This is a genomic window from Streptomyces sp. NPDC001373, assembly GCF_042895815.1.
In the GTDB taxonomy this organism is placed as follows: domain Bacteria; phylum Actinomycetota; class Actinomycetes; order Streptomycetales; family Streptomycetaceae; genus Streptomyces.
Map to the genome: position 1 here is coordinate 40,382 of NZ_JBIAWQ010000010.1, position 24,548 is coordinate 64,929.

General features: G+C 73.5%; 23 protein-coding genes and 1 riboswitch. Of the genes, 5 read left to right on the forward strand and 18 right to left on the reverse strand.

All coding sequences use genetic code 11. The annotated features are described in order from the left end of the window. Positions 1-3: 3 nt before the first annotated feature. Both ACFY15_RS22470 and ACFY15_RS22475 read right to left on the reverse strand, forming a co-directional pair. On the reverse strand, positions 4-1,092 hold the full coding sequence (locus ACFY15_RS22470) for a phosphotransferase family protein (RefSeq protein ID WP_390825990.1): 1,089 nt from the start codon (positions 1,090-1,092) through the stop codon (positions 4-6). A 28-nt stretch (positions 1,093-1,120) separates the two neighbouring features. Continuing rightward, positions 1,121-2,254, reverse strand: coding sequence for a hypothetical protein (locus ACFY15_RS22475; RefSeq protein WP_390688721.1), 1,134 nt, complete (start codon positions 2,252-2,254; stop codon positions 1,121-1,123). A 237-nt stretch (positions 2,255-2,491) separates the two neighbouring features. Between ACFY15_RS22475 and ACFY15_RS22480 the strand changes: the two genes are divergently transcribed. Further along, on the forward strand, positions 2,492-2,785 hold the full coding sequence (locus tag ACFY15_RS22480; RefSeq protein ID WP_390688720.1) for a hypothetical protein: 294 nt from the start codon (positions 2,492-2,494) through the stop codon (positions 2,783-2,785). A gap of 289 nt (positions 2,786-3,074) precedes the next feature. On the opposite strand, the gene ACFY15_RS22485 is transcribed toward ACFY15_RS22480, so the two are convergent. From ACFY15_RS22485 to ACFY15_RS22505, 5 genes are all read right to left on the reverse strand, one after another. Next, positions 3,075-4,247 carry an acyl-CoA dehydrogenase family protein gene (locus tag ACFY15_RS22485; protein WP_390688719.1) on the reverse strand — a complete coding sequence of 391 codons (1,173 nt, stop codon included), beginning with the start codon at positions 4,245-4,247 and terminating at the stop codon, positions 3,075-3,077. A gap of 156 nt (positions 4,248-4,403) precedes the next feature. Continuing rightward, positions 4,404-5,096 (reverse strand): TetR/AcrR family transcriptional regulator, encoded by a 693-nt coding sequence (locus tag ACFY15_RS22490; protein ID WP_390688718.1) that lies wholly within the window; start codon positions 5,094-5,096, stop codon positions 4,404-4,406. A 438-nt stretch (positions 5,097-5,534) separates the two neighbouring features. Further along, on the reverse strand, positions 5,535-5,684 hold the full coding sequence (locus tag ACFY15_RS22495) for an SCO1431 family membrane protein (RefSeq protein WP_390688717.1): 150 nt from the start codon (positions 5,682-5,684) through the stop codon (positions 5,535-5,537). Positions 5,685-5,805: 121 nt separating this feature from the next. Continuing rightward, entirely contained in the window at positions 5,806-6,243 is a 438-nt protein-coding gene (locus tag ACFY15_RS22500) for an SPW repeat protein (RefSeq protein WP_390688716.1), read from the reverse strand. Positions 6,244-6,339: 96 nt separating this feature from the next. Next, a complete protein-coding gene (locus ACFY15_RS22505) occupies positions 6,340-7,794 on the reverse strand; it encodes a peptidase C39 family protein (protein ID WP_390825991.1) in 1,455 nt (484 codons plus the stop codon). Positions 7,795-7,918: 124 nt separating this feature from the next. On the opposite strand from ACFY15_RS22505, the gene ACFY15_RS22510 reads away from it, so the two are divergent. Together ACFY15_RS22510 and ACFY15_RS22515 are read left to right on the forward strand one after the other, a co-directional pair. Further along, the gene (locus ACFY15_RS22510) at positions 7,919-8,554 is read left to right on the forward strand and encodes a uridine kinase (RefSeq protein WP_390688606.1); all 636 of its coding nucleotides are present in this window, start codon (positions 7,919-7,921) and stop codon (positions 8,552-8,554) included. 376 nt (positions 8,555-8,930) lie between these two features. After that, positions 8,931-10,907, forward strand: a complete 1,977-nt coding sequence (locus ACFY15_RS22515; protein ID WP_390688605.1) for an AAA family ATPase — start codon at positions 8,931-8,933, stop codon at positions 10,905-10,907. A 12-nt stretch (positions 10,908-10,919) separates the two neighbouring features. Here the strand turns inward: ACFY15_RS22515 and ACFY15_RS22520 are convergent, their stop codons facing one another. The 11 genes from ACFY15_RS22520 to ribD form a co-directional block, all read right to left on the reverse strand. Further along, positions 10,920-11,492, reverse strand: a complete 573-nt coding sequence (locus tag ACFY15_RS22520) for a helix-turn-helix domain-containing protein (protein WP_390688604.1) — start codon at positions 11,490-11,492, stop codon at positions 10,920-10,922. Positions 11,493-11,694: 202 nt separating this feature from the next. After that, positions 11,695-12,759, reverse strand: coding sequence for a hemolysin family protein (locus ACFY15_RS22525; protein ID WP_390688603.1), 1,065 nt, complete (start codon positions 12,757-12,759; stop codon positions 11,695-11,697). Further along, positions 12,756-14,159, reverse strand: a complete 1,404-nt coding sequence (locus ACFY15_RS22530; protein WP_390688602.1) for a hemolysin family protein — start codon at positions 14,157-14,159, stop codon at positions 12,756-12,758. The genes ACFY15_RS22525 and ACFY15_RS22530 overlap by 4 nt, the downstream gene beginning before the upstream one ends. A 200-nt stretch (positions 14,160-14,359) precedes the next feature. Further along, complete coding sequence (locus tag ACFY15_RS22535) at positions 14,360-14,824, reverse strand: PH domain-containing protein (protein ID WP_390688601.1); 465 nt, start codon at positions 14,822-14,824, stop codon at positions 14,360-14,362. An 80-nt stretch (positions 14,825-14,904) separates the two neighbouring features. After that, positions 14,905-15,753, reverse strand: coding sequence for an ATP phosphoribosyltransferase (gene hisG / locus ACFY15_RS22540; RefSeq protein ID WP_390688600.1), 849 nt, complete (start codon positions 15,751-15,753; stop codon positions 14,905-14,907). A 67-nt stretch (positions 15,754-15,820) separates the two neighbouring features. Continuing rightward, on the reverse strand, positions 15,821-16,102 hold the full coding sequence (locus ACFY15_RS22545; RefSeq protein WP_390688599.1) for a phosphoribosyl-ATP diphosphatase: 282 nt from the start codon (positions 16,100-16,102) through the stop codon (positions 15,821-15,823). Between the two features lie 71 nt (positions 16,103-16,173). Then, positions 16,174-16,659: a 6,7-dimethyl-8-ribityllumazine synthase gene (ribH, locus tag ACFY15_RS22550; protein ID WP_390688598.1), complete on the reverse strand. Its 486-nt coding sequence runs from the start codon at positions 16,657-16,659 to the stop codon at positions 16,174-16,176. Between the two features lie 70 nt (positions 16,660-16,729). Then, positions 16,730-18,034: a bifunctional 3,4-dihydroxy-2-butanone-4-phosphate synthase/GTP cyclohydrolase II gene (locus ACFY15_RS22555; protein ID WP_390688597.1), complete on the reverse strand. Its 1,305-nt coding sequence runs from the start codon at positions 18,032-18,034 to the stop codon at positions 16,730-16,732. After that, entirely contained in the window at positions 18,031-18,684 is a 654-nt protein-coding gene (locus ACFY15_RS22560) for a nicotinamide riboside transporter PnuC (RefSeq protein ID WP_390688596.1), read from the reverse strand. The genes ACFY15_RS22555 and ACFY15_RS22560 overlap by 4 nt, the downstream gene beginning before the upstream one ends. Then, entirely contained in the window at positions 18,681-19,304 is a 624-nt protein-coding gene (locus ACFY15_RS22565; RefSeq protein WP_390688595.1) for a riboflavin synthase, read from the reverse strand. The genes ACFY15_RS22560 and ACFY15_RS22565 overlap by 4 nt, the downstream gene beginning before the upstream one ends. Next, complete coding sequence (ribD, locus tag ACFY15_RS22570) at positions 19,305-20,369, reverse strand: bifunctional diaminohydroxyphosphoribosylaminopyrimidine deaminase/5-amino-6-(5-phosphoribosylamino)uracil reductase RibD (protein ID WP_390688752.1); 1,065 nt, start codon at positions 20,367-20,369, stop codon at positions 19,305-19,307. A gap of 215 nt (positions 20,370-20,584) precedes the next feature. Next, positions 20,585-20,714, reverse strand: a riboswitch (FMN riboswitch). 296 nt (positions 20,715-21,010) lie between these two features. On the opposite strand from ribD, the gene ACFY15_RS22575 reads away from it, so the two are divergent. Together ACFY15_RS22575 and ACFY15_RS22580 are read left to right on the forward strand one after the other, a co-directional pair. Beyond that, positions 21,011-23,401 carry a chitinase C-terminal domain-containing protein gene (locus ACFY15_RS22575; protein WP_390825992.1) on the forward strand — a complete coding sequence of 797 codons (2,391 nt, stop codon included), beginning with the start codon at positions 21,011-21,013 and terminating at the stop codon, positions 23,399-23,401. A 155-nt stretch (positions 23,402-23,556) separates the two neighbouring features. After that, positions 23,557-24,300, forward strand: a complete 744-nt coding sequence (locus ACFY15_RS22580) for an SDR family oxidoreductase (protein WP_390825993.1) — start codon at positions 23,557-23,559, stop codon at positions 24,298-24,300. Positions 24,301-24,548: the final 248 nt, after the last annotated feature.

Below are 24,548 nucleotides of genomic sequence, written 5' to 3' on the forward strand. Positions count from 1 at the left end.
CCGCTACCAGTAGGTGCCCTGCACCATGGCCGCCAGGGCGGCGTGGTGCAGGATCAGGCCGTCCGGATCCGCGGGGACGTCGGCCTCCCCGAAGTACGCCTGCCGGTAGGCGATGCGCAGCATCACGATGCCGTGCCGCAGGGCGGCGTAGAGGGTGTGGAACTCCATGTCCCGCGGGGTGTGCCCGGTGAGCTCGGCGTACCGGCACTCCAGGTCCTCGCGGCGCAGGAAGTCCGGCAGGCCGGGCTGGCCGAAGCCCACGGTCAGGTCCTGGAAGAAGCGGTGCAGGTAGACGGTCCAGCCGAGGTCGACCTCGCGCGGGGCGCAGGCCGCCATCTCCCAGTCGAGGACCGCGGCCGGCCGGAAGCCGTCGTAGACGACGTTGCCGATGCGGGCGTCGCCCCAGTTGAGGACGGGGTCGCCCTCGTCGGCCGGCCACAGCTCCTCCAGCCGGTCGAAGGCCCGCTCCAGGAGGGGGGAGCGGGCCAGGCCGTCCACCACCCACGCGTAGTAGGCACGCTGCGCTTCGACGTGCCGGCGCAGCGGGCTGCCCTCGCCCGCCGGGAGCAGGAACCGGGCCTCCTCGGCCGGGAACTGGTCGTGCAGGCGGGCGAGGAGGGAGATGGTGGCCTCCTGAAGTTCGGCGCGCTGGGCGTCGGTCGCGGAGTGCAGCCAGTTCCCCTCATAGGTGTAGGGCATGACGTCGGGCGGTACGCGGCCCTCGGCGCGGGCCATCACGAAGAAGGGCGAGCCCAGCGGGGCGGGGTCCTCCTCCAGCCAGAGCACGCGCGGGACGGGGAGGTCGGTGTGCTCGGCGACCAGGCCCATCACGCGGTGCTGGCGGGGCATGTCGTAGGCGGGGAAGACGGTGTAGGCGGCCGGGTCGGCGGCGAGGCGCAGCGCGCAGGAGCGGACGGGGGCGTCGGGGTGATCGACGTCGAAGAGCAGGGTCTCGCTGGACATGCCGTTGGTGCCGGGGACGGAGGTGCCGGTGACCTTCGCGCCGGGCAGCCGGCGGTCGAGCCAGGCCGTGAGGCGGCGGCCGAGTTCCTCGGGCTCTCGGGTGGAGGTGCGGGGGCGTGGTGCCGTCATGTGGTGCTCCTCTCCGGATCGGGGCTGGTCAGGGGGCTACCGAGGTGTAGTCGGCGAAGCCGCTGGGGTCGTGGCGGCCGAAGCTGCCGTGTTCGAAGATCCCGAAGCCGGTCCGGCCGTCCAGGGTGAAGCGGGCCGCGTGGTCGGTGACCCCGAAGGCGGCCATGGGGTGGGCGGCGGGGTCGGAGAGATCGTAGACGCGGCGGTCGGTCCAGCCGCGGCCCTGCCAGCTGCCGTGCTGCCAGTCCGCGGCGGGCGGGTAGCCGGCCCCCACGGCGAGCGGGGAGGAGGCCAGGACCTCCACCCCGAGTTCGAGGGGTTTGCGGGAGGGGTCGGTGAGGTGGACGACGGCCCGCTCGGGGTGCCGGGTGCCGGAGCGGTAGCGGATCTCGGTGTGGGGCCAGCCGAGCTGGACGTCGTGGCGGCCGCTGTCCTCGGGGAAGACCTGGACGGCCTCGTTCAGGGTGCGGTGGCCGTCGGCGTCCTCCTGGACGACGACCATGAGGAAGCGGTCCTCGAAGCGGACGGGGATCCAGAGCCAGTGGAAGCCCTCGGGCCGGTGCTCCTCGGCGGCCCGGCCGCCGTCCTCGCCCGGTATCGGGCGCACCCCCCAGCTGCGGTCGCGGGTGCCGGTCCACTCCCCCGGGGTCAGGGCGAACTCCTCGCCGCGGGCCCGGACGGTGCCGGTGACGCCGCCGGCCTGGACGAACCGCCGGCCCTCCAGCATGAGGCGGTCGCCGCGCCGCTGGACGTGATGGGGCTCCCAGACGGCGGGGAACTCCGCGGTCCAGGTGACGTCGCACGAGAGGCCGCGCGGGTCCTCGGGGTCGGGGTCGCAGCGCAGGGTGAGCCGCTTGAGCGGAGCGTCGACGGTGATCGACAGGGGGCCGACCGAGAGGTTCGTCCGGTCGTCGGTGAGGGCGTCGGAGGCCCGGACGGCGAGGAGCTCGTCGCCGAGGCGCAGGGTGGCGTAGGCGTCGATGACCCCGGCGTTGGGGTAGACGCCGAGGCCGAGGATGAGGACGGCGCGGCCGGCGTGGTCGAAGACGTGGAAGATACAGCGGTCGTAGGCGTTGCGGTCGCCCGTGACCAGGTGCTTCATCGACAGCGGGGCCTGGTGGACGGGGTACTCGTCGAGGGGCACGGGACGGTCGGCGGGCATGGCGAACCTCCTGGGCGCGGGTTCCGGCGCGGTGCCGGGCGAGCGGATATGACGGTACGTCAGATCCCGCGCTCGCGACCAGGGTCGTGGCACACCCTGACAGCCCGGCACTCCTGGCCACGGACCCGGCCGACTCCGTGGCCCCGCGCGGGGGGTGCGGTCGCACGCGGAGGGCTCGAACGGATGGACGCGGGCGGCGGGGGGTTACCCGTGTGCCGGGTCCCGCGTTGGCCGTGCATGACCACCCTCGAGACGCCCTCGCCACGGGCGGGCCGCAGGCGGCGCCCCGCTCCGCAGGACCGCGAAGAATCGGTTCACCGCCCGGCCGCGCAGGCGGTTCGGCAGGCCGCGTACGAACCGCCCCGGCCGGGCCCGGCGGGATACCGGGGCCACCCCGATCCGCCGATCTACACCGCCCTGCTCGCCCGCTGGGCCGCCGACGGCCGGACCCTGCCGGGTCGGCGCGACCCGGACTGGTCCCGGATCGCCTCCGCCCCGGTCTGGCCCTCCGGCCCGCTCTTCGGCGGCTGAACCGCCGGGCGCGCGCCGGGTTCGGGTCACGGCGGGCGATGACGTCACGGGACGTCCGGGGCCTCCAGGCCGTCGCGGGCGTGGCGGGACCCGGGCCGGGCCCGGTGGGCGCGGGAACGACAGGGCGCCGAGCAGCGGCGGGGCGGCCGTCCGGGCCGCTGGGCCGCGGCGACGGGAAGCGGCCCGCCGCCGCCGGGGCGGGCCGAGCACGCCTCGCCGGCCGAGCGGCCCCGGTGAGGGTCCGGCCAGGGCCCCGCGCCGGCCACAGGCCCGGGCGGGGCCTTCGCCGTCAGCGGGTCTCGGGGCCGGCCAGGTGGCGGGCGATGACCATGCGCTGGATCTGGTTCGTGCCCTCCACGATCTGGAGCACCTTGGCCTCGCGCATCAGGCGCTCCACCGGGAAGTCCGCGGTGTAGCCGTAGCCGCCGAGGATCTGCACGGCGTCCGTGGTGACAGCCATCGCCGCGTCGGTGCAGAACAGCTTGGCCATCGCCGCCTGCCGGGAGAACGGCCGGCCGGCGTCGCGCAGCCGTGCGGCCGCGAGGTAGAGCGCGCGGCCCGCCTCGATCTTGGTGGCCATGTCGGCCAGCATGAAGCGCAGCCCCTGGAAGTCTGCGATCGGGTGCCCGAACTGCTTGCGGCCGAGCGCGTAGGAGACGGCCTCGTCGAGGGCGGCCTGGGCGACGCCGATGGCGCAGGCGGCGATCCCGAGCCGGCCCGCGTCGAGGGCGGCCAGCGCGATGGTGAAGCCCTGGCCCTCCTCGCCGATCCGGCGGGCGTCGGGGACGCGTACGCCGTCGAAGTGCAGCTGGGCGGTGGGCGAGCCCTTCATGCCCATCTTCTTCTCGGGGACGGCGGCCGTCAGGCCCTCCGCGTCCCCGGGCACAAGGAAGGCCGTGATGCCCTTGGCGCCGGAAGCGCCGGTGCGGGCGAGGACGGTGTAGAAGTCGGCGACGCCGCCGTGGGTGATCCAGGCCTTGGTGCCGGTGATCACCCAGTCGTCGCCGTCGCGGACGGCCTTGGTGGTGAGCGAGGCGGCGTCCGAGCCGGAGGCCGGCTCGGAGAGGCAGTAGGCGCCCAGGAGCCCGCCGCCGAGCATGTCGGGCAGGTGGGCGGCGCGCTGCTCCTTGGTGCCGTAGCCGGCCAGGCCGTGGCAGGCCAGGGAGTGGACGCTGACGCCGAGGCCGACGGTCAGGCGGGCGGCCGCGAGCTCCTCCAGGACCTGGAGGTAGACCTCGTACGGCTGGTCGCCGCCGCCGAACTCTCCGGCGTACGGCAGGCCCAGCAGCCCGGACTCGGAGAGCAGGGTGAAGACCTCGCGGGGGAAGCGCCCGGCGTCCTCCTCCTCGGCGGCCTTGGGGCGGACCTCCCGCTGGGCGATCTCGCGTACGAGCGCGAGGAGGTCCCGGGACTCCTCGGTGGGCAGCTGACGGTCCACCGGCTGCGGGGCGCGGTCGGTCATGGCGGCGCTCTCCTCCCTCGTCGGGCACGGCGGCGACGCGTGAGGTGTGGTACGCGCCGCCGGGTCTCGGTGCTCTCACAGCCGATGCTGCCCTCCCGGGTCGCGGAAGGGCTCGAACAGCGGCTGCGGCGGCTTGAGTATGCCCGATCAGGCGCTTTACGTCACCGGTACAGGATTGCCATGATCATCCGGGGTACTCGAAGCCTCCTCGGGAGCGACCGGAGGAGCGGGACATTCGGGGACGAGTTCCTCGATCACGGTGAGCGTCGCGCGCAGCTGACGGACCAGGAGTCCGGCGAGCGCGGACCGGTCGGGCCGCCCCTCCGCGGCGGCGGAGCCGATCCAGTCGAGGGTGGCGCCCTCCACCCCGGAGAGCCAGCCGACGAGGGCGAGCCGGGCCAGCGGCGGGACGGCGGGGCGGCCGTAGGCACCCTCGGCGATGGCGGCCAGGAGCTCCTCGCGGACGGCGTCGCGTATCGCGAGGACCTCGACGTCGGAGCCGACGCCGCCGGTGACGATGGTCCGGTAGGCGGCGTGGTGGTTCTGGGCGTACTGCAGGTAGCCGTCGACGGTGCGGCGCAGCCGCTCGGCGCCCGGGAGTTCGGGCTCGCCGGTGGCGCGGGCGACGAGCTGGGCGACGGAGTCCTCGACAATGGCGAGGTAGTAGCCGCGTTTGCTCTTGAAGTAGTAGTAGACGAGCCCCTTGGCGACGCCCGCGTGCTGGGCGATGTCGTCCATGGAGAGGGCGTCGTACGAGGTGTCGGCGAACAACTTCCGCCCGATCGCTATGAGTTCGGCCCTGCGGACCTGCGATCGGCTCGTCCTGCCACGCTGTTGACTATGATTCAAATCCGGCCCTAGCCTCGAAGCCCCGAACTGTCTGCCACAGGAGTTCCCGCAGTGTACGGGAGGGACCTCATGGGCGAGGACGGCAGGAAGCCCGCCGGAGGCCGGTCGACCGGTCATGGCCCAGGACGCGCCCGCCGCATCCTTCGCCGGGTCGGGGGCGGGTTCCGGGTCCCCTCCTCGAAGCCGAGCGGCAAGGGGCTCGCCTCATGGAGCTGCGCGGGGACGTCACGCCGTACCTGACGCGGTTCAGCGGGTGCGTCGAGGGGCTGCCGTGCCGCGCCCGCCCTTCAGCCCGGACCGGCCGCCGGCTCCGCCGGCGATCCCGCCGTTCGTCTTCATGATCCGGGTCGGCCCCGAGAGGGCGCCGGCCACCGCCGACGCGACCGTCACCGACGGGCTGCGGCCGGAGACGTCCCGACCCCGGCCGAGCCGCGGGGGCTACAGCCAGCCGAGCCGGGTGACGAACATGGCCACGACGACCACCAGCGTCCAGCCGAGGACGTGCTCCAGCCAGGCGGATTCCCGGGGGCCGCCGGTGCCGGCGAGGCTGCGGGCGCGGGCGGCGAGGGCGGCGGCGTGTGCGGTCATGCCGTCCAATGTGCCAGCGTTCGCGGCATTCGCGGTATATGGCAAGGGTCACACGCCGCCGGGCCCCGGCGGCCTCCGGGAGGGGAGGCGGAGCCGGGGCCCGGCAGGAGGCGCGTGGCGGTCAGGTGGTCTTACGGGTCGCGCGCGGGCGCCCGCCGAGGGAGACCATGGCAAGGCCGAGGCACAGGGCGACCGCGCCGGTGATCACGTTGCTGAGGATGCTGCGGGTGGTGTCCATCGCGCCGGCCATCACCCAGGGGGCCACGATGGTCCAGGCCCCGATCGCGACCGCGGTCCAGGCCATCGCGTGCGTGCGCTCGTAGGCCGACCCCATGCCGCCCATGCACAGGCAGAAGGCCACTCCCGCGATGAGGTTGTTGATGGCCAGCGGGCTCAGCGCGCTGAACCCGGCGATCCACGCCGAAGCGGCCAGGTAGAGGCCCGTGATCAGGGCCAGCGCCTCCACGGCCTGCGCGGCCGGGGTACTCGTCACCCGCTCGAACCGAGTGCGCATCTCGGCAAGGTCCGGGTGGTGTTCGATGCTCGGATGAGTCGTCATGGTGCGCCGCCTCCTGTGAGAAGCCTTATATGCGCTTTATGCCCATATTCGACCCGTTAAGCCCTTCGTGCGAGCGGATGTGCGAAGGATCTCGCCTCACAGGACCCCGACCCGGCGCAGCGCGGCGATCTGCGCCTCCGTCGGCCGGGACGGGGCGTACAGGTAGCAGACCCCGCCGCTGCCGGAGACGGTCTTGCCGTCGGCGTTGCGGCGTTTGGTGCGCAGCCAGACGTTCTCCCACTCCCGGCGCTTGTAGACGCGACGGACGGAGGCGTTGTCCGCCGAGTTCGGGTCGTTGGCGACGACGTCCCCGGCGGCGGTGAAGCCGATCACGGTCATCAGGTGGCCCGCGGTGCCGTAGCCCGCGCCCGTCAGCTCCTCGCGGCGGAAGGACTGGGAGGTGATGACCGGGATGCCGACGGCGACCAGGGTCTCCAGGTCGGCGAGGGAGCCCAGCCGGGTCACGACGCCGGCCAGGTCGCGGTAGGTGGCGGCGTAGGCGGCGTTGAAGGGCCAGTTGCCGCAGCCCTTGTAGGCGGCGTCGTAGGTGGAGCGGGCCGCGTGGCAGACCTGGGGGTCGGCGTACCCGGGGGCGACCCAGGCCAGGGAGGCGGCACTGGGCCTGCGGCCCCAGTACTCGATGACCATCTGGGAGGAGGTGGGGCTGCACCAGGCCTCGCCGCCGTTGTCGTACTCCGGGTACTGGCCGGTGTGCACCTCCTGCGAGTAGCGCGGGACCGTCAGCTCGTGGGCCCTGCCGGAGGGGGCGGAGGCCGGGACGGTGAAGCGGTCCGGGACGTCGGAGGCCATCGCCCCGGCCAGCCACACCGTGGGGCCGCGGCCGGCGCCGGGCTTGCGGTGGAGGGTCAGCCGCAGCTGCCAGTGCGTGATCCGCAGGCCGGCCGCCGCGGCCGGGGCGTCGACGGCCAGGGTGTCGGTCCAGACGGTGGTCCGGCCGTCGGTCTGACCGTCGACCGAGGTGCGGCGCATGTCGCCGTCCCCGGCCGCCCAGCGGCCCATCACGTACCAGGGGCCCACCGTCCCGTCCGGGTAGGTGACGCGCAGCTCGGTCTGGATCCAGGTGCCGGCCGGGGTGCGGGCGTTCCACGAGGCGACGGCCTCGGTGGCGGGGACGGCGCAGCGGTGCACCGGGGACGTCCAGGTGGCGTACTCCCAGGCCGCCTTCCGGCCGGTGTGCGGGTCGGTGTAGTCGGTCCGGCCGGCCGGGGCCGCGATCTCCAGGCCCGGGCGGGCGCCGTCGACGGCGGTGGTGCCGCGGTGCGTGCCGGCCCGCCAGTGGGCGTGCGCGTACCAGAACCGGTTGTCCACCGTCGCGGCCCCCGCGGCGGCGGCGCCGACGGCCCCGTCGGGTCCGGTGGCGCGGTCCGGTGCCGGCCGGGAGGTGTCCGGGCCGGAGGTGTCCGGGCCGGAGGTGTCCGCGCCAGGAGTGCCCGCGCCTGCGGCGGAGGCCCGGCCCGCGGGCAGGGAGGCCGCGGTGGCCGCGGCGAGGACGACGGCCAGCAGGGCCCTGCGTGGCGTGGGTGCGGTCATCGGCGTGGCCCCCAGGGGTCGGTGCGGTGGATCGACTGGTCCACCCTTCCAGTTCCCGGTGGTGGTGCGGCGAAGCTCGGGGCCGTGTCGCGGTCGGGGCGCCCGGGGGACATACGCTGGCCGGGTGGAACCACAGCAGTCACTGGAGTCACTCGCGGGGGAGCTCGCCGCCCTGCCGCCCTCCCTGGGCCCCGTACGGCTGATCGGGGTCGACGGGCACGCGGGGTCGGGGAAGAGCACCTTCGCGGACCGGCTGGCCGCCGCCCTGGGCGGCGCGCCGGTGCTCCACCTGGACGACGTGGCCACCCACAGCGAGCCGTTCGACTGGTGGGGGCGGCTACGGGCGCAGGTGGTGGAGCCGCTGGCCGCCGGGCGGCCCGCGCACTGGGCCCCGTACGACTGGGTCGGGCGCCGCTTCGGAGCCGAGCGGGTGCTGGAGCCCGCGCCGGTGCTGATCGTCGAGGGGGTCGGGGCCGGGCGGAGGGCGCTGCGCCCGCATCTGGCGCGGCTGCTGTGGATGGAGACCTCCCGCGAGACCTCCTGGGGCCGGGGGCGCAGGAGGGACGGGCGCGAACTCTCCGATTTCTGGGACGGATGGGAGCGCGCCGAACTCGCGCACTTCTCCCACGACCCTTCGCGCCCCTTCGCGGACACCCTGGTGCACCAGAGCGGTACGGGATACGAGTGGACTTCCGGGATTTCTGCGACGCCCGGAACGCCCTCCGCACTCACCGACCGTGACGGACTCCCCCAGACCTGAGCCGCCCCGCTCGACATACCCCGGAGGGCTTTCCCGACCCGCTTGACCCGGGCCCTGATGCGGCCTTACGTTCTGAATGCGCGGTCTGCGAAGGCCGCCGCGGACGCGAAGCCCCCGGTTGTTCCCCCGTGATCGGGGGCTTCGTTCTGCCCGGATCCGGTCGCGGCGGGGTGCGGGGCGAACTACTCCATCCACCGCTCCTCACCCTGAGTCACCGCCCGACTGCGGGGCACACCCCCGAGCCGTGTCGACCGCACCCTGGGTAAGGTGCGTCACCGCAGGTACGATGCAGCCCTGATTTCATCGGCCGGGTGGACAACTCGCGCGCTCGGCGCGGGGGTTGCCGCGTGCCACGGGCAGGCTTGTGGGGGACGTGATGGACTTCGGCATGCCGGGCGGCGCACACGCCCCGGCCGAACTCGCCTGGCTGCGCGGGGTCGATGCCTGCACCATGGGCGCCTACCCGCAGGCCGAGGAGGAGTTCCGCACGGCCGTCGGCCTCGACCCGTCGATGGCCGACGCCTGGCTGGGACTGCACGCGCTGCGCGCGGACACCACCAACGCCTTACTGCGCATGTACGCCCACCGGGACCGCTTCGGCGAGCAGCGCACCCGGCACCGGCGGACCCTGAACTCCTGGTACTGGCTGGGCTGGTGGGTGCAGCCGGTGCTGGAGAGCCGGCGGGACCTGCTGCTGGCCCACGCCTCGCACTGGCTGGACGGCCGGCACGTCCCGGAGCTGGACCAGGCCCTGGCGGCGCTGCCCCCGGTGGACACCGATCCACAGGTGCGCTTCCTGCACGCCTGCCGGGCCTACCTGGTCAAGGACTGGGAGCAGCTCGTACGGCACACCGAGCCGCTGGTGCACGATCCGCTGCTGGGCATCGAGGCAGGGCTCTTCGGCGGGATGGCCCGGGTCCGGCTGGAGATGTACGGGCAGGCGGAGCCGATGCTCTCGGCGGCGCTGATGCGCTGCCGCAGCGAGCAGCCCCAGCGCAAGGAGCTGCGGTACTGGCTGGCCCGGGCCCGCGAGGGCACCGGGCGCAGCGCGGCGGCGCTGCCCCTGTACCGGGCCGTGCACCGGGTGGACCCGGCGTTCATGGACACGGCGGCGCGGCTGACGGCCATCGAGGACAGCACCGACCCCGACGACATGGCCGGGATGGCGGACGCGGCCGGGTACGCCGGGTACGGCGGCCACCTGTCCGAGGGCTTCGCCGGGCACGGGCTCTCCCCGGCCGGCGGGGACTACGCGGCGGTGGCCTCACTGGGCGGCGGCGCGGGCGGCGGGCCCGTCCAGGACGTGGCTCCGGACGGGCAGGTGGACGCCGATCCGCCGACGCCCGGCGAGCCGCCGGACCCGCGCTTCGGGCCGTCGGCCGGAACGGGCCGTCTGGAGGGCGTACGGCACAAGGCGACCCTCCCCGCGCAGGGCGCGCCCGCCGGGCTGCCCGCCGGGCCGGCCGATCCGCAGGCCCTGGCCGAGGCCCTGGCCGAGCTGGAGCGGATGGTGGGCCTGGAGCCGGTGAAGCGGCAGGTGAAGGCCCTCTCGGCGCAGCTGCACATGGCCGGGCTGCGGGCGGCGCAGGGGCTTCCGGTGCAGCCGCCGAAGCGGCACTTCGTCTTCTCGGGGCCGTCGGGGACGGGCAAGACCACCGTGGCACGGATCCTCGGGCGGGTGTTCTACGCGCTGGGGCTGCTCGGCGGCGACCACCTGGTGGAGGCGCAACGGGCCGACCTCGTCGGCGAGTTCCTCGGCCAGACCGCGGTCAAGGCGAACGACCTGATCGACTCGGCGATCGGCGGGGTGCTGTTCGTGGACGAGGCGTACAGCCTGTCCAACTCCGGCTACAGCAAGGGCGACGCGTACGGGGACGAGGCCCTCCAGGTGCTGCTCAAGCGCGCCGAGGACAACCGGGACCACCTGGTGGTGATCCTGGCGGGCTATCCGGCCGGCATGGACCGGCTGCTGGCCGCCAACCCCGGGCTGTCCTCGCGGTTCACCACCCGGGTGGACTTCCCGAGCTACCGGCCGGCCGAGCTGACCGCGATCGGCGGGGTGCTGGCGGACGCGAACGGGGACTGCTGGGACGAGGAGGCCCTGGAGGAGCTCCGCAGCATCAGCGGGCACGTGGTGGAGCAGGGCTGGATCGACGAGCTCGGCAACGGCCGCTTCCTGCGCACCCTGTACGAGAAGAGCTGCGCCTACCGGGACCTGCGGCTGGCGGGCTTCGCCGGCGAGCCCTCGCGCGACGACCTGGCGACGCTCCGGCTGGCGGACCTGATGCAGGCGTACGGGGAGGTCCTGTCGGGGCGGGGGCCCCAGGAGCGGCCGGAGTCGCCGCCGCTGTAGTCCGGCGGGCCGTCAGGGGGCCTGCGGGCCCGCGCGGACGACGGCCTGGTCCCCGCGGGGGCCGAACAGGTGCAGGATCTCCACGGCGTCCCCGTCGGCCGGGCCGAACCAGTGGGGCCGGGCGGTGTCGAACTCGGCCACCTCGCCGGGGCTCAGGACGTGCTCCTCGCCCCCGAGGAGCAGGCGCAGCCGCCCGGCGAGGACGTAGCACCACTCGTAGCCCTCGTGGGTCACCAGCCGGGGCTCGCGCGGGGTCAGGACCTGCTTGAAGACCTGGATCCGGCCCGGGTAGCGGGTCAGCGGGACGATGACGGTGCCGTGCTTTCCGACGGGTTCCAGGTGGACCCGCGGGTCGCCGGTCGCCGGGGCGCCGACCAGCTGGTCGAGGGCGACGCGGTGCGCCCGGGCCAGCGGGAGCAGGAGCTCCAGGGTGGGGCGGCGTTTGCCGGACTCCAGGCGGGAGAGCGTGCTCACCGAGATTCCGGTGACGGCGGCCAGGGCCTCCAGGGTGAGGCCGCGGTCGCGGCGGAGCGTGCGGAGTCTGGGGCCGATGGCCTCGAGTACGGCTTCCGTGTCCGGGTCCACGGGGCCATTGTGCCGTGCCGCTCCGCCGTGGGTGCCGCTGCGCGGAGCCGTCTCCCCCCTGCCCGCCCTTCCACCGTTCCCCGGGGCTCCGCCCCGGGCCCCGCGCCTCAGACGCCGGCGGGGCTGGAATGTGCTGCGCACGTACGGGGTCCGGGGCTTGCCCCGGTGAACGGTGGAAGGGCCGTGAGGGGACCTCTCGGCGTCAGCCGGTCAGGGCGCGTTCCCGGTGGCGGCGGGCCGGGACGCGGTGGGCGGGGTCGCGGACCTCGCCCACCAGCATCTCCAGGACGTCCTCCAGGGCCACCAGGCCCAGGATCCGGCCCGAGGGACCCGCCACCTGCGCCAGGTGGGTGGCGTCCCGGCGCATGACGGTCAACGCGTCGTCGAGCGGCAGCGTCGAGCACAGCGTGGTCATCCGGCGCCAGACCCGCTGGGGCACGGCCCGCTCCCGGTCCTCCAGGTCCAGGACGTCCTTGACGTGGAGGTAGCCCATGAAGGCCCCGCTTTCGGAGCGGACCGGGAAGCGCGAGTAGCCGGTGCGCACGGTCAGCTGCTCGATCTGGCGGGGGGTGACGGCCGGGCCGACGGTGACGAGCCGGCCCGGGGCCAGCAGGACGTCGGTGACCGGGCGGCTGCCCAGTTCCAGGGCGTCCTCCAGGCGCTCCTGCTCGACCGGTTCGAGGAGCCCGGCCTGCCGGGAGTCCTCGACGAGCCGGCCGAGCTGCGCACTGGTGTAGACGGCCTCGACCTCGTCCTTGGGCTCCACCTTGAAGAGCCGCAGGACGAGCGCCGCGCAGGCGCCCAGGGCGGTGGTGACCGGCCCGCAGACGCGGGCGAAGGCCACCAGGCCGGGGCTGAACCACAGGGCGGTCTTCTCGGGGGCGGCCATGGCGAGGTTCTTGGGGACCATCTCGCCGATGACCAGGTGCAGGAAGACCACGGCGGCCAGCGCGACGGCGTAGCCCAGCGGGTGGACCAGCCCCTCGGGGACGTGGACGGCCTCGAAGACGGGCTCCAGCAGCCGGGCCACGGTGGGCTCGGCGACGGCGCCGAGGGTGAGCGAACACAGGGTGATGCCGAACTGGGCGGCGGCCATCATGCGCGGCAGGTTCTCCAGGCCGTACAGCACCTGCCGGGCCCGTGTGGAGCCGGCCGCCAGGGGCTCGATCTGGCTGCGGCGGACGGAGACGAGCGCGAACTCGGCGCCGACGAAGAAACCGTTGGCCAGGACCAGGAGCAGGGCGAAGAGCAGTTGGAGGGCGTTCATCGGGCGGCGCCTTCCAGCTGCTGCTCGCCGCGCTGCCGCCCGGCGGGGCGGGCGGGCTGCGGGAGGGCCTCGGTGGCGGTGTGCGGCGCGGCCGTCAGGCGGACCAGCCGGACCCGCTCGGCGCGGTTGCGGCGGACCTGACGTACGGACAGCTTCCAGCCGGGCAGCTCGGCCCGGTCCCCGGGGGCGGGGATCCGGCCCAGGAGGTCGGCGACGAGGCCGGCGACGGTCTCGTACGGGCCCTCGGGCACCTCCAGGCCTATGCGGCGCAGGGTGTGCACGCGGCAGCTGCCGTCGGCCTCCCAGGAGGGGCGGCCGTCCTCGGCGGGGACGACGGCCAGCTCGGGGCTGTCGTCCTCGGCGAAGTCGTGCTCGTCGCGGACCTCGCCGACGAGTTCCTCCACGATGTCCTCCAGGGTGACCACGCCGGCGGTGCCGCCGTACTCGTCGACCACGACGGCCATCGGCTGTTCGCTGCGCAGGCGCTCCAGCAGCGGCTGCACCGGCAGGGAGCCGGGCACCAGCAGCGGGGCGACGCAGATCCGGCCGACGGTCGTGCGGGCGCGCTCGGACTCGCGCACGGCGAGGGCGTCCTTGAGGTGGACGACCCCGGTGATCTCGTCGATGCGCTCACGGTAGACCGGGAAGCGGGACAGGCCGGTGGCACGGGTCAGGTTCAGGACGTCGGCCGCGGTGGCCGAGTCCTGGAGTGCGCTGACCTTCACGCGGGGGGTCATGACGTGCTGGGCGGTGAGCTCGCCCAGCGAGAGGGTCCGCACGAAGAGGTCGGCGGTGTCCTGTTCGAGGGCGCCGGCCTGGGCCGAATGGCGGACCAGGGAGACCAGTTCGCCGGGGGTGCGGGCGGAGGCCATCTCCTCGGCGGGCTCGACGCCGAGCGCCCGCACGAGGCGGTTCGCGACGGAGTTGAGGCCGGCGATGACGGGCCGCAGGGCCCGGGAGAAGGCCTGCTGGGGGCCGGCCACGAACCTCGCCACCTGGAGCGGCTTCGAGACCGCCCAGTTCTTCGGCACGAGCTCGCCGACGACCATCTGGACGGCGGAGGCGAGCAGCATGCCGATGAGGACGGCGGCGCCGGGGACGGCTCCCGCGGGCAGGCCGGTCGCGGCGAGGGGCCCCGACAGCAGCGCGGCGAGCGCCGGCTCGGCGAGCATGCCGACGACGAGGGAGGTGATGGTGATGCCGAGCTGGGTGCCCGAGAGCTGGAAGGACAGCTCCCGCAGGGCTTCGACCACCGTGCGGGCACGGCGGTCACCGTCGGCTGCGGCCCGTTCGGCCTCGGGCTTCTCGACCGTGACGAGGCCGAACTCGGCCGCCACGAAGAAACCGTTGGCGAGGATCAGGGCGAATGCCGCCACGAGCAGGAGTAGCGGGATGGTCATGCCGCCGCCTCCACGGGGAGGGCGGCGCGGGTACTACCGGACGATCCGTCCATTGCTGGAGGGAGTCACTCCTCTGGTCGCAGGTGCCCACGGGCCACGGGGTCCCGGGGCGGGTGGGTGGGCGCAGTGGTGCGCCGCCCCACCAGGGTAGTCATTGAGATCGCCGCCGCAATGGGACGCAGCGACGGGGTCCGGCCGGCTCAGTGGCCGAGGGTGCCGGTCCCGCGGGTCTCGGCGAGGGCGCGCAGGGCGCGGGCGTCGCCGATGGCGCGGGCCTTGGCGATGCCGGGCTGGATGCCCAGGGCGGGCAGGCTGGTGCCGTCGTTCAGGTCGAGGAACACCCACGGGTCGCCGGGGCGGAGGTTGACTCGCAGGATCTGCGCCCACTCCAGGCGGCGGGTGGTGGTGAGGTTGACCACGGTGACCCCGGCCTCGTCGGCGACCACCTTGGGGCGGCTGAGCAGGACGAGGACGGAGCCCATCAGGACGGCGGTGACGATGAAGCTGACCCGCTCGCCGGGGCCGAGGTTCTCCAGGAGCAGCGCGATCGCCGTGATGGTGGCGAACATGACGAGGCCGACGCCCAGCAGCACCGCCCGGGTACGGTTCGGCCGGAAGGTGACCGGGAGTTCGGGCAGGGCGGGCTGGGCGGCGGACTCGCTCATGGTGCGGTGAAGCCTTCTGGGTATGGCGTACGGGAGGCGGCGGATGGCCCGGCCGGGTGACCGGGTCGGGGCCGGACGGCCTAGAGGCGGCAGGCGTGGATGGAGGTGGTGAGGATCGCGCGCGCGCCGAGTTCGTACAGGTCGTCCATGATCCGCTGGGCCTCCTTGGCGGGGACCATGGCGCGGACGGCGACCCAGCCCTCGTTGTGGAGCGGGGAGATGGTCGGCGACTCCAGGCCCGGGGTGAGGGCGACGGCGCGCTCCAGGTGCTCGGCGCGGCAGTCGTAGTCCATCATCACGTAGCTGCGGGCCACGAGGACGCCCTGGAGGCGGCGCAGGAACTGCCCGACCTTCGGGTCGTCGTCGCCGGCGCCGGTGCGGCGGATGACGGTCGCCTCGGACTTGAGGATCGGCTCGCCGACGACCTCCAGGCCGGCGTTGCGCAGGCTGGTGCCGGTCTCGACGACGTCGGCGATGACCTGTGCGACGCCGAGCTCGATGGCGGTCTCGACGGCGCCGTCCAGGTGGACGACGGAGGCGTCCACCCCGAGGTCGGCGAGGTGCTTGGCGACGATGCCCTCGTAGGAGGTGGCGATCGTCATCCCGCCGAAGTCCTCGGGGCCCTTCGCGGTGCCGGGCTTGGTGGCGTAGCGGAAGGTGGAGCGGCCGAAGTTCAGCGGCAGGATCTCCTCGGCGTTGGCCCCGGAGTCCAGCAGCAGGTCGCGGCCGGTGATGCCGATGTCGAGCTTGCCCGACGCGACGTAGATCGCGATGTCCTTCGGGCGGAGGTAGAAGAACTCGACCTCGTTGTCGGGGTCGACCGTGACGAGTTCCTTGGACTCCTTGCGCTGGCGGTAGCCGGCCTCATGGAGCATCTCCGACGCCGGTCCTGAGAGCGAACCCTTGTTGGGGACGGCGATGCGCAGCATGGGGCTTCCTTCGTGCGTAGGTGCGTAAGGGGATGGGGGCGGGGGGCCCGGGGTGGAGAGCTCCGGCCTAGAGGTGGGCGTAGACGTCGTCGAGGGAGATCCCGCGCGCCACCATCATCACCTGGACGTGGTAGAGCAGCTGGGAGATCTCCTCGGCAGCGGCGTCCTTGCCCTCGTGCTCGGCGGCCATCCAGACCTCGGCGGCCTCCTCGACGATCTTCTTGCCGATGGCATGGACGCCCTTGCCGACGAGCTCGGCGGTGCGGGAGGTGCTGGGGTCGCCGTCGGCGGCCTTGAGCTGGAGCTCGGCGAAGAGCTCTTCGAAGGTCTTAACGGGTGTGTTCGCCATGATGCCCTTAGGGTACGGCTTCACCCGGGCCCCCCGGTGCCGGGGTTCACTCCGTGGACTCCCTCCGCGGACTACCGCCAGGGCTCGCTGACGGTGCGCAGGGTCATGGCGGTGGAGACGGCGGCGGTGACCGCTTCGTGCCCCTTGTCCTCGTTCGAGCCCTCCAGGCCGGCGCGGTCCAGCGCCTGATCGTCGTTGTCGCAGGTCAGGACGCCGAAGCCGACGGGGACCCCGGTGTCGATCGACACCTGGACCAGGCCCTGGGTGACGCCCTGGCAGACGTAGTCGAAGTGCGGGGTGCCACCGCGGATGACCACGCCGAGCGCGACGATGGCGTCGTAGCCGCGGCCGGCGAGGACCTTGGCGACGACCGGGAGCTCGAAGCTGCCCGGGACGCGCAGCAGGGTGGGCTCGTCGATGCCCAGCTCGTGCAGGGCCCGCAGGGCTCCGTCCACCAGGCCGTCCATGACCTTCTCGTGCCACTGGGCCGCGATCACGGCCACCCGGAGGTCGCCGCAGTTCTTCACGCTCAGTACGGGTGCGCCCTTGCCGCTCACAGCTCTGCTCCTCAGGGGGGTTCCGGTGGGTACCGGGTTGACGGGGGTGGGGTGGGGTGGTGCGGGGTGACTACTGGTTCCCGCAGGCGGAGGTGGGCACGGCCCCCTCCAGCCAGGGGAGGTCGTGGCCCATCCGGTCGCGCTTGGTGCGCAGGTAGCGCAGGTTGTGCTCGCCGGCGCCGACCGGCATGGCCTCCCGGTCGGCGACGGAGATGCCGTGGCTCTCCAGGGCGTCGGCCTTGTCGGGGTTGTTGGTCAGCAGCCGTACGGTGCGCACGCCCAGGTCGGCGAGGATCTGGGCGCCGGCGCCGTAGTCGCGGGCGTCGGCGGGCAGGCCCAGCTCCAGGTTGGCGTCCAGGGTGTCGCGGCCGCGCTCCTGGAGCTCGTAGGCGCGCATCTTGGACAGGAGTCCGATGCCGCGGCCCTCGTGCCCGCGCAGGTAGACGATGACCCCGCGGCCCTCGGCCTGGACCCGGGCCATCGCGGCCTGGAGCTGGGGGCCGCAGTCGCAGCGCTGGGACTGGAAGATGTCGCCGGTCAGGCATTCGGAGTGCATCCGGACGAGGACGTCGCGGCCGTCGCCGATCTCGCCGTGGACGAGGGCGACGTGCTCGACGCCGTCGACGGTGGAGCGGTAGCCGTACGCCGTGAACTCGCCGGCGGCGGTCGGCAGGCTGACCTCGGCCTCGCGGCGGACGGTGGGCTCGGCGGAGCGGCGGTAGGCGATCAGGTCCTCGATGGAGATGATCGTCAGCCCGTGCTTGCGGGCGAAGGGGATCAGCTCGGGGAGCCGCAGCATGACCCCGTCCTCGCCGGCGATCTCCACGATGGCGCCGGCGGGGCGCAGGCCCGCGAGGCGGGCGAGGTCGACGGCGGCCTCGGTGTGGCCGTTGCGGACCAGGACGCCGCCGGGCTTGGCGCGCAGCGGGAAGACGTGGCCGGGGCGGACGAAGTCGCCGGCCTCGGAGGTGCCGCCGGCGAGGAGGCGCAGGGTGGTGGCGCGGTCGGCGGCGGAGATGCCGGTGGTGACGCCGTGGGCGGCGCTCGCGTCGACGGAGACGGTGAAGGCGGTCTTCATCGACTCGGTGTTGTCGCGGACCATCTGGGGGAGCTCCAGGCGCTCCAGCTCGGGGCCCTCCATCGGTGCGCAGATCAGGCCCCGGCACTCGCTCATCATGAACGCGATGATCTCGGGGGTGGCCTTCTCGGCGGCGATGACGAGGTCGCCCTCGTTCTCGCGGTCCTCGTCGTCGACGACCACGACGGGGCGGCCGGCGGCGATGTCGCGGATGGCCTGCTCGACGGGGTCGAGGCGGAAGGACTCCTCGGCGTAGGAGTCGGCCTGGTCGGGCACGGGCTTGAGGACGGGGGTCATGCCGTTGCTCCTTCGAGGGCCGGGGCGGGGTTGGTGCGCGAGCGCTGGTACCAGTCGTGGGCACCCCAGAGCACGAGGGCTCCGTAGATCACGTAGACGAACGCGGAGAAGGCGTAGCCGCTGGTGAAGGCGAGGGGGACGCCGACGGCGTCGACGAGCAGCCAGGCGAACCAGAACTCGACCAGGCCCTTGGCCTGGGCGTACATGGCGACGATCGTGCCGACGAAGATGTAGGCGTCCGGGAGCGGGTTCCAGGACATCCACGGGTAGAGGGTGAAGAGCCCGGTGACGGCGAGGGTGCCGACGGCGGCGGCGCCAAGCAGCAGGCCGCGCTCGCGCCAGGTGGCGAAGCGGACGGCGAGGGAGGCGTCCTGGGCCTGCCGCTTGCCGCGGGTCCACTGGGCCCAGCCCCACAGGGCGACGAGCATGACGACGACCTGCTTGCCGGCGTTGCCGGAGAGGTGGCCGGCGGCGAAGGCGACGAAGAGGACGGCCCCGGAGAGGAACTGGGTCGGCCAGGTCCAGATGGAGCGCCGCCAGCCGAGGGCGAGGGCGGCCAGGCCCATGGTGTTGCCGATGGCGTCGGACCAGATGATCTTCTGGCCGAAGGCGGTGAAGGCCTCGGAGTTCAGCCAGGTCAGGGCGCTCACTTCCGCCCCTCCTCGGCGTGCAGCGGGTTCACGCCGGCGGCGAGCAGCCGCTCGACGTACTTGGCGAGGACGTCGACCTCGAGGTTGACCGGGTCACCGGGCTGCTTGATGCCCAGGGTGGTCAGCGCGAGGGTGGTGGGGATGAGGCTGATGGTGAAGTGGTCGGCGGCGGCCTCGACGACGGTGAGGCTGACGCCGTCCACCGTGATGGAGCCCTTCTCCACGACGTACCGGGCGAGGTGCGGGGGGAGCGCGACCTTGACGAGCTCCCAGTGCTCGGAGGGGGTCCGGGAGAGGATCTCGCCGGTGCCGTCGACGTGCCCCTGGACCAGGTGACCGCCGAGACGGCCGCCGAGGGCCATGGGGCGCTCCAGGTTGACCCGCGAGCCCGCGCCCAGGGCGCCGAGGCTGGAGCGGTTGAGGGTCTCCTGCATGACGTCGGCGGTGAACTCGCCGTCGGCGGTCTCCACGACGGTCAGGCAGACGCCGTTGACGGCGATCGAGTCGCCGTGCTTGGCGCCCTCGGTGACGACCGGGCCGCGCAGGCGGAAGCGGGAGGCCTCGGCGAGCTGCTCGACGGCGGTGACCTCGCCCAGTTCTTCGACGATTCCGGTGAACACTCAGTGCTCCTTGGGGGCGTTGGAGGGGACGGCGGTGATGCGCAGATCGGTGCCGACGCGGACGGCCTCGGTGATCTCGAGGCGTACGGCGTGGGCGATGTTCGTGATGCCGGCGCCGGCGAGGGCGGCGGGGCCGGCGCCGAGGAGGGCCGGGGCGATGTAGCCGACGACGCGGTCGACGGCGCCGGCCTCCAGGAAGGCTCCGGCGAGGGCGGGTCCGCCTTCGAGGAGGACGGAGCGCACCCCGCGGGCGTACAGCTCGGCGAGCAGGCCCGGGACGGGGACGCGGCCGTCGTGCAGGGGCAGCCGCAGGATGTCGGCGCCGGGCAGGTGGCGGGTGTCGGCGTCCTCGCCGGTGACGATCAGGGTGGGGGCCGCGTCGTCGAGGATGCGGGCGGTGGGGGCCAGGCCGGCGCGGGTGTCGAGGGCGACGCGCAGCGGCTGGACGGCCCCGTCGACCCCGCGGACGGCGAGGTGGGGGTCGTCGGTGCGCAGGGTGCCGCCGCCGACGAGGACGGCGTCGGCCTCGGCGCGCAGCCGGTGGACGTCGGCGCGGGACTCGGCGGAGGTGATCCAGCGGCTGCTGCCGTCCTCGGCGGCGCTGCGGCCGTCGAGGGTGGCGGCGTACTTCCAGGTGACGTGGGGGCGGCCCAGGCGGACGGAGGTGAGCCAGGCGGCGTTGCCCTGCTCGGCCTCGTCGGCCAGCAGGCCCGCCTCCGCGGGGATCCCGGCGGCGCGCAGGGTGGCGCCGCCGCCGCTGGCCTGCGGGTTCGGGTCGGAGACGGCGTAGACCACGCGGGCGATCCCGGCGTCGACGAGCGCCTGCGCGCAGGGGCCGGTGCGGCCGGTGTGGTTGCAGGGTTCGAGGGTGACGTAGGCGGTGGCGCCGCGGGCGGCGTCTCCGGCCGCGCGCAGGGCGTGGACCTCGGCGTGCGGGCCGCCGGCCCGCTGGTGCCAGCCCTCGCCGACGACGGCGCCCGCGGGGTCGGTGATGACGCAGCCGACGACCGGGTTGGGGCTGGTGGAGCCGAGTCCGCGGGAGGCCAGCTCGATGGCCCGGCGCATCGCGGTGACGCTCGGGTCGGGTGCTGCCTGCGCGGCGTGTGTCGCCACCGGGTCCTCCTGCCTCGTCGGGCACGGACTCCGGGGCCTGTCGGGATACGACAGATGAAGCGGGAGAGCACACGCGGGAACGCCGGGATCGGAAAAACGGCCCGTCCGACACGTATCCCTGGGATACGGTGGTGGACCGCCGACGGCGGCGTACCGGTGACTGCCCGCCGCGCACTGCCTCCCATCCGGACTTTAACCGTCGGTCCAGGAATTTCACCTGGTCAACCGGCCGCTGGCTGCGGACGGGTCGCGGACTATACCGCCGGTTCGGAATTACACCGACCCCGGAGTGCGCTGCTACTGGTACTAGGGCCAGTGTGCCACGGGGGATCGGCGGCCATGCGGGTGAAGCGCTGTGGCCTGGCTCACAAGGGAGCCGTCCTTGAGCGTCCCTGTGGCGGCGGCGGCGTCCGGGACCCCTCGAATCCAGGGTTGGTCCAGACCTATTGACGGGTTGGTCTAGTCCTCTTAACGTTCCCTTCATCTTCCCGGGAGCCGGCCTGCCGACGTGCGCACGTCACGGGCCAACCAACGCCACGTTTCCGCCTGTTGCCGCATTTGGCCCTGCCATCCTCCCCTCCCCAGGAGGCACCATGCCGTCCCCCACACGTACGAGAGCGATGCTCCTGGCATCCGGCGCCGCCATCGCCGGACTGCTCCTGCCCGCATTGACGACGGGCTTTTCGCACGCCGCCTGGAGGTCCCCCCAGACGGAGTCCGGGGGCGAGGGCTGTCGCCCCGACGGGCTCTACAAGACGCCCGGAGTGGACGTCCCCTACTGCTCCGTCTACGACTCCGAAGGCCGCGAGAAGATGGGCGCGGACCACCAGCGCCGCGTCATCGGCTACTTCACCGGCTGGCGCACGGGCAAGGACGGCACCCCCGCCTACCTCGCCAACAACGTCCCGTGGTCCAAGGTCACCCACCTGAACTACGCCTTCGCCCACGTCGGCTCCGACAACAGGATCTCGGTGGGCTCGGACGGCCCGAACAACGCCGCCACCGGGATGACCTGGCCGGGGGTCGCCGGCGCCGAGATGGATCCGGCCCTCCCCTACAAGGGCCACTTCAACCTGCTGAACAAGTTCAAGAAGCAGTACCCGAACGTGAAGACGCTGATCTCGGTCGGCGGCTGGGCCGAGACCGGCGGCTACTTCGGCGACGACGGCAACCGCGTGGCCTCCGGCGGCTTCTACTCCATGGCCACCAACGCCGACGGCTCCGTCAACCAGGCGGGCATCGACACCTTCGCGGACTCCTCGGTGGAGTTCATCCGCACGTACGGCTTCAACGGCGTCGACATCGACTACGAGTACCCGACGACCATGAAGGACGCGGGCAACCCGCTGGACTGGCAGCTGTCCAACGCCCGCCGCGCCGGCCTGGTCCAGGGCTACGCGGTCCTGATGAAGTCGCTGCGCGAGAAGCTCGACCGCGCGGGCGCCGCCGACGGCAGGCACTACCTGCTCTCCGTCGCCGCTCCCTCCTCCGGCTACCTGCTGCGGGGCATGGAGACGTTCCAGATGCAGAAGTACCTGGACTACGTCAACATCATGTCCTACGACCTGCACGGCGCCTGGAACGAGTACGTCGGTCCCAACGCCTCCCTCTTCGACGACGGCAAGGACGCCGAGCTGGCGGCCGCGGGCGTCTACTCCACCTCCCAGTACGGCGGCGTCGGCTACCTCAACACCGACTGGGCCTACCACTACTTCCGCGGTTCGATGCCGTCGGGCCGGATCAACATCGGCCTGCCGTACTACACCCGCGGCTTCAAGAACGTACAGGGCGGCACCGACGGCCTGTGGGGCAAGGCCCCTGCCACCAGCTGCCCGGCGGGCGCCGGCCTGACCAAGTGCGGTGACGGCGCCGTCGGCATCGACAACCTCTGGCACGACCTCGACACCAACGGGGTCGAGTCCCCGGCGGGCTCGAACCCGATGTGGCACGCGAAGAACCTGGAGAAGGGCGTCGTCGGCGACTACGTCACCACGTACGGCTTCCCCGCGAACACCACGCTGACCGGCACCTACGCCCGCAAGTACGACTCCACGCTGGTGGCGCCGTGGCTGTGGAACGCGCAGAAGAAGGTCTTCCTGTCGACGGAGGACGAGCAGTCCGTCGCCGCCAAGGCCGACTACGTCGTGGACAAGGGCATCGGCGGCACGATGGTCTGGGAGCTGGCGGGCGACTACGCGTACAACGCGGCCAAGGGCCAGTACGAGATGGGCGACACGCTCACCTCCCTGATGTACGACAAGTTCAAGGCGGCCTCCCCCTACGGCGCCAGGAAGGCCGGGAGCGCGCTGCCCGCCCAGGCGGTGGACATCAAGACGGAGTTCACCGACTTCAAGCTGGGTGACTCCAACTACCCGATCACTCCGAAGCTGAAGATCACCAACAACACGAGGACCGCCCTGCCCGGCGGCACCGAGTTCCGGTTCGACTACGGCACCTCGGCCCCGGACAACGCCTCCGACCAGTCCGGCTTCGGCACCAAGGTGATCAGCAGCGGGCACACCGGCAGCAACCTCGGCGGCCTGAAGGGCGACTTCCAGCGGGTCTCGCTGAAGCTCCCGGCCTGGCAGTCCCTGGCCCCCGGCGCCACGGTCGACCTGGCGTTCAACTACTACCTGCCGGTGTCCACCCCCTCCAACTGGACGGTGAACATCTCCGGCACGACCTACGCGCTCGCCGGCGACCTCGCGCGCGGCGCCACGGTGACGGAGCCGGGCGGCAGCCAGCCGCCGACCACCCCGCCGACCGCGCCTCCCACCACCCCGCCCACCACTCCCCCGACGACACCGACCACGCCCCCGGGCGGGGCCTGCACCAACCCGGCGTACGTGGCGGGCACGGTCTACAACGGCGGGACGGTCGTCTCGCACAAGGGCCGCAACTGGAAGGCCCAGTGGTGGACGCAGAACGAGGAGCCCGGCACCACCGGCCAGTGGGGCGTCTGGCAGGACCTGGGCGCCTGCTGACACCCGGCGGGTGAACAGAACGTGAGGACCCGGTGGCCCCGGCGGCCACCGGGTCCCCGCACGTCCGCGGCCCCTCCCGCGTGCCGGTGTCACATTCCGGCGGCCCCGGCTGTCCTGTGGGGGAAGGCACTCCCCCGCGAAAGGACACCTGCACGATGAGCACGATCCTCGTGACCGGCGGCACCGGCAATCTCGGAGCCCTGGTCGTCACCATGCTGCGCGACCAGGGCCACGAGGTCCGGGCGCTGAGCCGGTCCTCCGCCGCGTACCCGGTCGACCTGCGCGACGGCAGCGGGCTGGACGCGGCGCTGGCGGGGGTTCAGGTGGTGGTCCACTGCGCCAGCTCGCCGCGCGGGGGCGACGACGTGGCCGCCGGGCACCTGATCGACGCGGTCCGGAGCGCCGGGACCGTCACGAACCTCGTCTACATCTCGATCGTCGGGGTGGACGTGGTGCCGTTCGGCTACTACCGGACGAAACTGCGGGTGGAGCGGCTCCTGGAGGAGTCCGGGCTCGGCGTGACGATCCTGCGGACCACCCAGTTCCACGACCTGGTGGCCCAGGTGGCGGGGGCGGCGGCGCGGCTCCCGCTGCCGGTGGTGCCGCTGCCCAGGGGCGTACGGGTGCAGCCGATCGCCGTGGAGGAGGTCGCGGACCGGCTCGCGGAGCTGGCGGGGCCGGAGGCGGCGGGGCGGGTGGCGGACATGGGCGGGCCGGAGGCGCGGACCCTGGAGGACTGGGGCCGCGTGTACCTCGCGGCGGCGGGCAGCCGGCGGCGGGTGGTGGGGGTGCCGCTGGCGGGCCGTTCGTACGGGGCGTTCCGGCGGGGCGGGATCCTGGCCCCGGACCGTGCGGTCGGCCGGATCACCTTCGGGGAGTTCCTCGCGCGGCGGGGGTAGCCGTCCGGCGGGGCGGGGTGCCGCTGCGCCGAGCCGTCCCCGGCCCGCCCTTCCCCCGTTCCCCGGGGCTCGGCGCCGGACCCCGTTGCGCTCGAACGCCGCGCGGGCCGGGATTCCGCTGCGCGAGATCCAGCCGCAGGCGACGGACCAGGCGCGCCGCGATCCAGCCCCGCCGGCGTTCGAGGGCGCGGGGGGCCGGGGGCGGAGCCCGCCGGGGGCGCCCGGCACCTCCCAGCGGTGGCCGGGGG